Source organism: Anaerobutyricum soehngenii (assembly GCF_009697165.1).
Classification (GTDB): Bacteria; Bacillota; Clostridia; order Lachnospirales; family Lachnospiraceae; genus Anaerobutyricum; species Anaerobutyricum soehngenii.
On the sequence record NZ_VULP01000048.1, the window covers coordinates 1 to 8,263 of the forward strand.

Consider the following 8,263-nt stretch of genomic DNA (forward strand, 5'->3'; position numbering starts at 1 on the left):
CTTATTAAAGTGCGCCTAAAATGTCCGGTTATCCACTTTTTATTCCAGGATTCGTGCTAAGCACGAATCCTTCCCTGTTTAAGTTCAAGATTGCGAACGAGCATCGCGAGTTTCGCAATTACCTATTCAATCATTTGCAACTGCATATTAAGGAAAATACAAAAAAGCAAGAGAGTAAGTTACTACTAATTATAACTCTTTTTGTAACTCTTTGCAAAAAAAAAGACGGGTTCCCCCGGCTCCGTTGTGCGAAAATACACTGATCAAACAAATCGGCCGGGAACGTGTCTTTTCAGACTTGCGAAGAAAACTGACTCTCACGTTGCCGCTCTTTGCATAAATACTTAAATTGTACAAATTCTAGCATACATCGACTACAATTACAAGAGAGAAGGGCGAAAAACTATAATTTCTATCTTTCGCCGCTTCTTTCCCCCCTTTCTCCCATATCACTTTGTGCATAATTCCGATAACAATTTTTCTGGTTGCAAGAAATTATGTCAGCTCCGCAATTCGGCTCACTGCAACATAAATCTGGCTGATCTTATACCACGTTGCAAAGTCTACAACACCCGTTTGCGGCAAATGAAAAATCTTCTGGAAAACCTTTACGGAATTTGCCGTCGCTGGTCCATAAATCCCATCCACCTTTATTTTAGGAATCAACGGATAATCTCCTGCAATTACATTAAGCTGTTCCTGTATCTGCCGTACTTTTGGTCCTGATGTTCCATTCGTCAGCTCATATCCCGGATAGGAAGCCGGAACCCCCGAAATAGTCTCTGCCTCATTAATATACATATCTTCCCCATAATAATACCGTAAAATCTCAATCGCCGAAAGTCCATCATCCCCTAACGCTTTAGAACCCCACTGGCTCATAAACTCAGGACAGCTTACTTTCTTTCCATCGCAATACTGGGTAAGGATTGGCTGTGTCACTTCTGGTCTTGACAGATAAGAATTAAAAATCTCATCTACTACATTACTAATCGAATGATACGTATTCTTTCCATTGATCCACTTCTGATCAAACGCAGTGGAAGATGTGATAGTAAAATCTTTGCCTTTGCCTCTGTACGTCGAAACCATCGTTCATTCGGGGTTTGGGTTCAGAGTTGAGACTGCCATTCATATAGACTTATTTATAGAAGTAAAAAGAATATTTTTGCTCGCACTTACATCTTTGCTACTGTTCTCTCAAATTCATCTTCTGTGTCACAAAAATGATACGGCTCATATTCTCCATATGCAGATGGACGGCTAATGGTAACCAACTGTATCTTATCTGTCCCTACTTTATCAATTATTCTTTTTTTCAATTCCACTAAATGTTGTCCATGAGTAGTTTGTAAAGCAGAACATCCTACACTACCAAACTTTTTAGCAACTAGATAACACATAATCTAACTCCTTTTTAAATTCACTTTCTGTTTTAATGCTTCCATTTTCATAAAGTCTTCGCAAAATACAACCAATTTCATTATCATATTTCTGTTTATATATATACTTATGAAGCCAATTATTTAGCTGGCGGTCATAATAAGTATTATATTGTATCTCAATCGGATAATGATAATTGCTTAATTGATAATATACATGAACTCCTCTATACCCATCATCATGAGCTTTCCCACAACTCATATTTCTTCTTTACTAAGAGAATGTATATCCTCATAATTATCACACAATGCTCGAAATCCCAAAAGGTCGTCAAATACTTTCCTTGTTTGATGGTCAGGATAATAACGTGCATATTTTAATTTTGCTGATTGTATACTTTTTATACGATAATCTATTGCAACACTTTCCAATTCTGTACATAAATCATACCATTGATTAACCGCTTTCAATTCTTTAAATAATTCTTCTTTGATAAAATAATGCAAATTTTTCTTTAGATTAATGCCAAGATTAGAACGGTAAGAAAGTATTTCTAATTTTTTCAAAGATAAACCATCTTTCCTCAGAATATCATCGACCAAATTTTCCCTCCTTACGTTTATTATATTTCTATAAATTCTCTATCTTAAAATCACTTTAGCATACTTGTCATTCTTTCTTTGGATAAATCTTGAGACTATCTAAGATAACTGACTTATCTTCCAGCTTATTCTCTGGCGCTATACTTCCGGATTTCTTTAAAGCTTTTGACCGTATCTCGTTTATATTTATCTTAAATCTTATCACAACTTCATCCTCTTTTACAGATATTTTTTCAATAAGCTTATTCACAAGAACACGTTTTGTTGGATTATCAGCATTCAGAAATACATCCTTCCATGTTGGAATCTGCATACGCAGACTATCCCACTCATTAAAAGAGACATCCGCTCCGTCAAGTTCCTTTTGTTTCTCTGCAATCACTTTTTCCTGCTGTTCCTTTTCCTGCTTCTGCTTTTCAATCAGTTCTACCAGCTTATCTACAGGTACAGGATACTCTCCAAGCATCGCTTCTGGAATCTTATCTTCCATGACAGAAATCTTTTGCTGGATATGCTTGAGTCTTTCCTGTTCTCTTGAAAGTTCTTTCGCTTTCTCCTTTTTTGCCTTTCGCCCATTCTCGGAAATCTGCTCGAAAATATCCTCGTTTTCCTGAAGCTTATCTATGTACTCGGCAATCGCCTGAAACACAATCTTTTCAATTCTTTCTGCTTTAAATTGATAGACTTTGTAATGTGGAACTCCCTGCCATGCATCCTGGCACTTATATATTGCCTGTCTGCTCGCCCTCCTTTCTCCCGTATCTTTAATTGTCCAATAGTTATATCTACTTCCATTTGTACATTTGCAGCCACAGTATCCACAGTAAATAACATCAATGAGGGGAAGCATCCCCTCATTTCTTGCGATAACCTTTACACCTTTATTCTGCGGAGCGGTACGATACTTCATCCCTCTCTGCTTTCTTTTTATCTGAACCAGATTCCAGTCATCAGGACTAATAATCTGTATCTCTGGATTTGGTTCTTCCGAGAGAATCCATTCAGAACTATCTAACCGCTTACTTTTTCCGTTTTCTTTCTTTTCTCTACGTTTATAAGCTGTATAACCTGCATAAATCGGATTCGTTAAAATGCTGGTTACCGTTCCACCTCTCCATACCTCAGATGGAGCAAGTTCTTTATATTCCTCATCCAGATTCAGTTCTCTGGCAATCTTTGAAGAACCATACTCTTTATCAAGAGAAAGCTCGTATATATGTTTTACTGCCTTTGCCCTTTCGGGAATAATCACAAGATGGTGTAATGCTCTGCCATGCTTACTGATTTCTCCAGACAGCTCCAATTTATATCCATACGGAGCCTTCCCCCCGACAAACTTCCCCTGCTGTACTAGCTTTTGTGCCGTATCTTTGACACGCATTCCCGTATCAGAACTGCTCTTTTGTGCATTGCCATAACGCAGAGCTAACATCATCTGCCCCATAATGTCATCACTCTCTGGTGAGATACAGCCATCTTTTACCGTGTATATATCCACACCATAGCTTTTAAGCTGCATAACATATGCACCAATCTCCCACATTCTTCTACCGATTCGGTCATCCTTATAGACTGCAAGAATATCATACTCGTTTCTTTGTGCATCTCGCAATGCCTGCTGTAAAATATCACGATTCTCTACGGCATTACTGTATCCACTATTACTTCCCTCAAAGTATTCCTTTGAATCCAGATGCCATTCCTCATGTTGTGCGATAAATTCTTTCACCAACTGTCTCTGGATACCTAAGTCTCCATCTTCCTCCAACTGTTGATTAGAGCTTACACGAAGTAGCATCCGCACCCTCTTTTTCTCGCCCATCTTAGGAAATCCTTTCTACATGATAAATCTGATGATTTTTAATCTGCTCCCTTAATGTATGAGACAGCACATTATTTACTTCTTTTTGAATCTCCATTTGATGGTATCCTGCCTCTGTCCGTTCCCTTGTCTCATCAAATTCTGGAAACTCCAGGATAACTTTTACACCATCCTGTTTTGTTTCTATGCAGGAATACTTTGGAGCTTCTAAAGAAATACCTGTAACAGACTTTCCTGTTGCATTTCTGCCTACATGGACTTCTTTTAATTCTTTACTTCGCTTTGTTGTCTGATTCATACAAAAACCTCCTATACATCGTATTGAAATCATAAGTTGTCTTATGACTGCATCGTTTTAAGCTATACAGACATTTGATTTCGATAAATGATAGATTCATAGGTAACCATATATCAGAAAGTACATAGTCTCCTATGAATCTTTCAGAAGGATAATATATAATTACCGCTCCTTATTTTACCTACAATGGTCTTATTCCCCTGTACCTCTTAATTCCTCATACCGTTCTTTCAACTCATGATATAAAATGCAATATGCCCGCACATTTTGTATTTTTGTAGTATGTGTTCCTCCCCGATCTTCATCTAAAAGCTCCATCCGCGATAATGCTAAAATAATCCTATTTACACTAATACCTGTACAATTATGCTTTTTAAGTCCATAAACCAATGCTTTTCTACTAAGAAATACCCCTCTATTACCAATCAGCATCTCCTCGGCATCTCCTCGATATAATGCTTTATCTTTATAAGAGCATCTACTACAATATAGATCCTCATCATCTATTAATTCGCAAACAACTTTGATGACCCAATCTTCCTCTGACATACTGAGCTGCTCTAAATGTAACTTCTGCTTCTCCTTTTGAAGTGTAAGTGCTTTATCCAACTTAGATTTAAGCTTCAATTTATCACTGTTATCCACATATTTTCCATATAAAATAGCTGTTATTTTAAGAAAGACTATGCTTTCCTCAATTCGCATAGACTGCTCTCCATGCCTGCTTAACGCCTCATACTGAGTCTGAATGGTTTCTATTACATCTTTCATATTCCCTAATAATTTATCCAAAAAATTCATTACAATAGTTGCCATCGTCTGCTCCTGCTGAATTTTAGTAAGAGTTTTCAAATCCACATTTTGAGCCTCTATCTGAAGGGTTCTTGACTGTAAACTTTCTACCCCATCGAGAAATTCTGATGTAATAAACACAACTGCACTTTGAGGATTACTTTCTATGTGACGTACCACTGCATCCATCATAGAGATCTGCCGCTTATAATCGTAACCGGTCGCCGCAGGGTGATAATCTTCCAATATCATAGGAAATCCATAACACTGTTGCACTTTCTTCACTGCCATCTTCTTTTGGTCATTTACCAAACTGCACATAAACTGCGAAGGATTTTCCATGTACATCATCGCCTGCGTTAAAGCAGTCTTATAACTTCCTGTTTTTCCATAAAGATTGATACATACTGCCGGATTAAAACCAGCTTTTATAAACACGAATTTTATAGCTGATAACAAAACTGCTGTAAATAAGATTTCACTGGCTCCTGGTGATGCCATCAGGTAATCTTCTTCTTTTCTATCAGCATTTTTCTTATCTGCTAATCGTACCTTATTTTTCCATTTCATTTGTTTAACATTTTCGTCAACTTCAAGCTGTATCCCATCCTGGTTTGACATATATGTATAATCACCGGCAACAAATATATCTTTACCAACTTCTAATGTCTGATACCCATTGGAAGTTATGTGATACATCTTAACCTGCTTTGCGTCCTCACAAGATGTCTGTAAACGTAATAAAAGCATCTGCCTTTCCCATCTATCTAATCCGGCATCCATAATCTCCGTCCACAAAGTAAAATATGATAGGTTATTAAGCTTTTTTACTCTACGAGGAGGTAATTCTGTCCCATCAAACATTTTTGCCACTAACTCATACTCCATACGGTTCTTTTTACTCTCATCCTCCTCTATATAATAGAAGATTCGATTCACCTTTACATCAAACTCTGTTATATGTCTTTCATCCACCATTAAACCTTGGTTCGGTACAAAACTAAAATTCATTATGATTACTCTCCTTTTATATTTTTCTTTCACGCGACTCTCAATGCTGCGGACTAATAGCCCGCAGCCTCTTTTATGTAACAATAAAAATCACAATAACAGTAACAAATCATCCACATCCTGCTTACTTATCAGTCTACGGCTTCTTTTGTTATCCCACTTGCCGTTCTTGATATTCTTGAAGACTGTCTTCCTGTATTTTTTTAAGACCTGCTTTTGTCTTTTCAATTTTTCTTTCTTAGATTTATTCTCTTTCCTTAAATCTTTGCACTCGCTTAACAAATTTTGGTTCTTTTCTTCCAACCGTTCGTTTCTTTTAGCCAAGCGACAATTATTTTGTCTTATTCTGTGATTCTCCTCCTCTAGCTTTCTGATATACTGTGTACTCCATTTATAATGGTATTTAATTCTTGCCTCCTCCAGCTTTTTCTTATTAATCTCCTCCTGACTTTCTGCCATAAATGTTTCTAAACTCTTTTCCTTACAATTTGGCACGCCCACATTTTCCTCTGACTCGCCATACGATGCTACATCTGCATCTACTAGCAACGGAGTTTTGTTGCAATAAGTGAAGAAATCTTTATCGAAGTTCTCTTGCCGTGAAGCATATTCTTCGTAAACCTCATACTCCGCTGGAACAACACTAAGTTTCTCCATCATTTCATCTTCGAATACTTTTTTCTCCAGCTCTGTATTTAATACTCTCTTTAACATTTTAAAATCCTCCTAAAACTAAACTCTTTTGAACTCGTCAGTCCAAGGTATCTGATACCGCTCCTCTGTATTTTGAAGCTGTCTCTATATTATCGGTTCTTTAATCACAAAAAAATTCTTAAAAAGTTAATTTCTGCATTATCGAATTTACCTATTTTTATTTTTTTATTTTTATGATATAATAAATAATTTTACACAAAAAAAGAAATCATATCTCAGTTTCAACTCTAAGATATGATTTCCATGTACTGTTTTTTACTAACTAATTTTTTATATTAACATTTTTATTAAATTTCTTTGCATATTTTTTTGCCGTCTCTTCTATATACTCTTTTCCAAACCTCTGCCTTTCACCTGCTTTACGAAGAAGTTCTATATACTCTTTTAATTTTTCTTCAAAAACATCATCTTCCTTGCTATCTTGCTCCATCTTTTCACCTAGTTTACAGTATCTATTATATATATCTTCATTTGCTTCGAGTATAACCTCTGGTATTGTTATTTTTAGTTCTGAAATATCTAAATTTTTATTTATTTGCGCACTGCTATACCTCACATCATATATACTCCACATTTTTTCAATATATTCTATTTTATTTATAATTCTTCGAGCATAATCAATCCCATTTTTATCTTCATCTAGCCAATTTAAATATCTATCCAAGCCAGCTTCGAAGTATCTATCTTCCTCTGTAATTATTTCTCTCTCATCTGTTTCTTCTCTAAGTCTTTCTTCTCTAAATAAACCACACCGTAACTGTTGTATTTTCGCTATTTTTTTATTTACTCTCTGAATAAAGCTCATCTCTGTTGCTCTGCTATCTAATATAGATAAATACCTATCTAAATCTTGTTCAAATTTTTTTTCTTCATCTATCAATTTATCTTTATTTAATTCTGAATATTGAAGCATTTCTCCTTTTAATTCTATTAATTTACTTTTAATTCTATACATATGTGGAAAAAATAACTTTGCTTCTAACTCATCTTCTTTGCATTGATATTTACCACCAGCCCATTGATTACATAAATCCCAGTTACCAAAACTAAGCGGAAACCAATATCCATTATTTTCCAACATATCTACTGCAATATTAAATAATTCTAATCTATCCTCTATGTTAAATTCCTCCCATTTATCCTCTTCTATTAACGTCAATTTTTCACTGGTAGGAAACATTTCAAATATCTTTCTAAAAAATTTCTGTTCTTCCTCTCCAAATTCTATATCTTCATCTAAATGTTTGCGTCCCCTTTTTGCCTCTTCTTCCTTCTTGCTATTATTCCTGCTATCCTTATTTTCTTGAAACATACCTTCATACGATTGTTCAGAGTGCCTAGCTGTTCCAAGTACACAATTTATTCTATTATCAAAAAACTCCCATTGCTTTTTGGGTGAATCATATTGTTGATTTTGTAACTCTCCGTATATATCCTTTTGTTTTTTTATCCACATATTAAATGTCATTCTCATGTACCCCCATTACTTTTCTTTATTAAATCACATAATCCTATATAGTGGCTCAGTTGTCAAGACAAAAATCTAAGATTTTTATAATGAACTGATATGGTGGACAAGTTACAAGGAACATGGAGAGAACAGTGGAGCACTCCCCAGATCCAATATATGCTAAGCTACAT

At 35.5% G+C, this 8,263-nt stretch carries 8 protein-coding genes and 1 pseudogene; all 9 read right to left on the bottom strand.

All coding sequences use genetic code 11. The features are described 5' to 3' along the window. Positions 1 to 495: 495 nt before the first annotated feature. Positions 496 to 1,080 (bottom strand): annotated as a pseudogene (locus FYJ25_RS14030) (peptidoglycan-binding protein); the annotation flags it as partial. A 98-nt stretch (positions 1,081 to 1,178) separates the two neighbouring features. Then, positions 1,179 to 1,403 carry a DUF6718 family protein gene (locus tag FYJ25_RS14035; protein WP_096239384.1) on the bottom strand — a complete coding sequence of 75 codons (225 nt, stop codon included), beginning with the start codon at positions 1,401 to 1,403 and terminating at the stop codon, positions 1,179 to 1,181. After that, complete coding sequence (locus tag FYJ25_RS14700; protein ID WP_243145761.1) at positions 1,384 to 1,644, bottom strand: hypothetical protein; 261 nt, start codon at positions 1,642 to 1,644, stop codon at positions 1,384 to 1,386. Before FYJ25_RS14700 ends, FYJ25_RS14035 begins: the two co-directional genes overlap by 20 nt. Then, complete coding sequence (locus tag FYJ25_RS14705; RefSeq protein WP_243145762.1) at positions 1,641 to 1,985, bottom strand: nucleotidyltransferase family protein; 345 nt, start codon at positions 1,983 to 1,985, stop codon at positions 1,641 to 1,643. The genes FYJ25_RS14700 and FYJ25_RS14705 overlap by 4 nt, the downstream gene beginning before the upstream one ends. A 67-nt stretch (positions 1,986 to 2,052) precedes the next feature. Further along, positions 2,053 to 3,783, bottom strand: a complete 1,731-nt coding sequence (locus tag FYJ25_RS14045) for a recombinase family protein (RefSeq protein ID WP_243145763.1) — start codon at positions 3,781 to 3,783, stop codon at positions 2,053 to 2,055. A gap of 25 nt (positions 3,784 to 3,808) precedes the next feature. Beyond that, a complete protein-coding gene (locus FYJ25_RS14050) occupies positions 3,809 to 4,105 on the bottom strand; it encodes a hypothetical protein (RefSeq protein ID WP_154581571.1) in 297 nt (98 codons plus the stop codon). 192 nt (positions 4,106 to 4,297) lie between these two features. Next, positions 4,298 to 5,908: a hypothetical protein gene (locus FYJ25_RS14055; protein WP_154581572.1), complete on the bottom strand. Its 1,611-nt coding sequence runs from the start codon at positions 5,906 to 5,908 to the stop codon at positions 4,298 to 4,300. 90 nt (positions 5,909 to 5,998) lie between these two features. Then, positions 5,999 to 6,622 (bottom strand): hypothetical protein, encoded by a 624-nt coding sequence (locus FYJ25_RS14060; RefSeq protein ID WP_154581573.1) that lies wholly within the window; start codon positions 6,620 to 6,622, stop codon positions 5,999 to 6,001. Between the two features lie 262 nt (positions 6,623 to 6,884). Then, positions 6,885 to 8,090 (bottom strand): hypothetical protein, encoded by a 1,206-nt coding sequence (locus FYJ25_RS14065; protein WP_154581574.1) that lies wholly within the window; start codon positions 8,088 to 8,090, stop codon positions 6,885 to 6,887. Between the last annotated feature and the right edge of the window lie 173 nt (positions 8,091 to 8,263).

Bases quoted from the DNA above. Each gene is read 5' to 3' on its own strand.
- FYJ25_RS14035 (WP_096239384.1), bottom strand. From the start codon at position 1,403: ATGTGTTATCTAGTTGCTAAAAAGTTTGGTAGTGTAGGATGTTCTGCT.
- FYJ25_RS14700 (WP_243145761.1), bottom strand. From the start codon at position 1,644: ATGAGTTGTGGGAAAGCTCATGATGATGGGTATAGAGGAGTTCATGTA.
- FYJ25_RS14045 (WP_243145763.1), bottom strand. From the start codon at position 3,783: ATGCTACTTCGTGTAAGCTCTAATCAACAGTTGGAGGAAGATGGAGAC.
- FYJ25_RS14050 (WP_154581571.1), bottom strand. From the start codon at position 4,105: ATGAATCAGACAACAAAGCGAAGTAAAGAATTAAAAGAAGTCCATGTA.
- FYJ25_RS14055 (WP_154581572.1), bottom strand. From the start codon at position 5,908: ATGAATTTTAGTTTTGTACCGAACCAAGGTTTAATGGTGGATGAAAGA.
- FYJ25_RS14060 (WP_154581573.1), bottom strand. From the start codon at position 6,622: ATGTTAAAGAGAGTATTAAATACAGAGCTGGAGAAAAAAGTATTCGAA.
- FYJ25_RS14065 (WP_154581574.1), bottom strand. From the start codon at position 8,090: ATGACATTTAATATGTGGATAAAAAAACAAAAGGATATATACGGAGAG.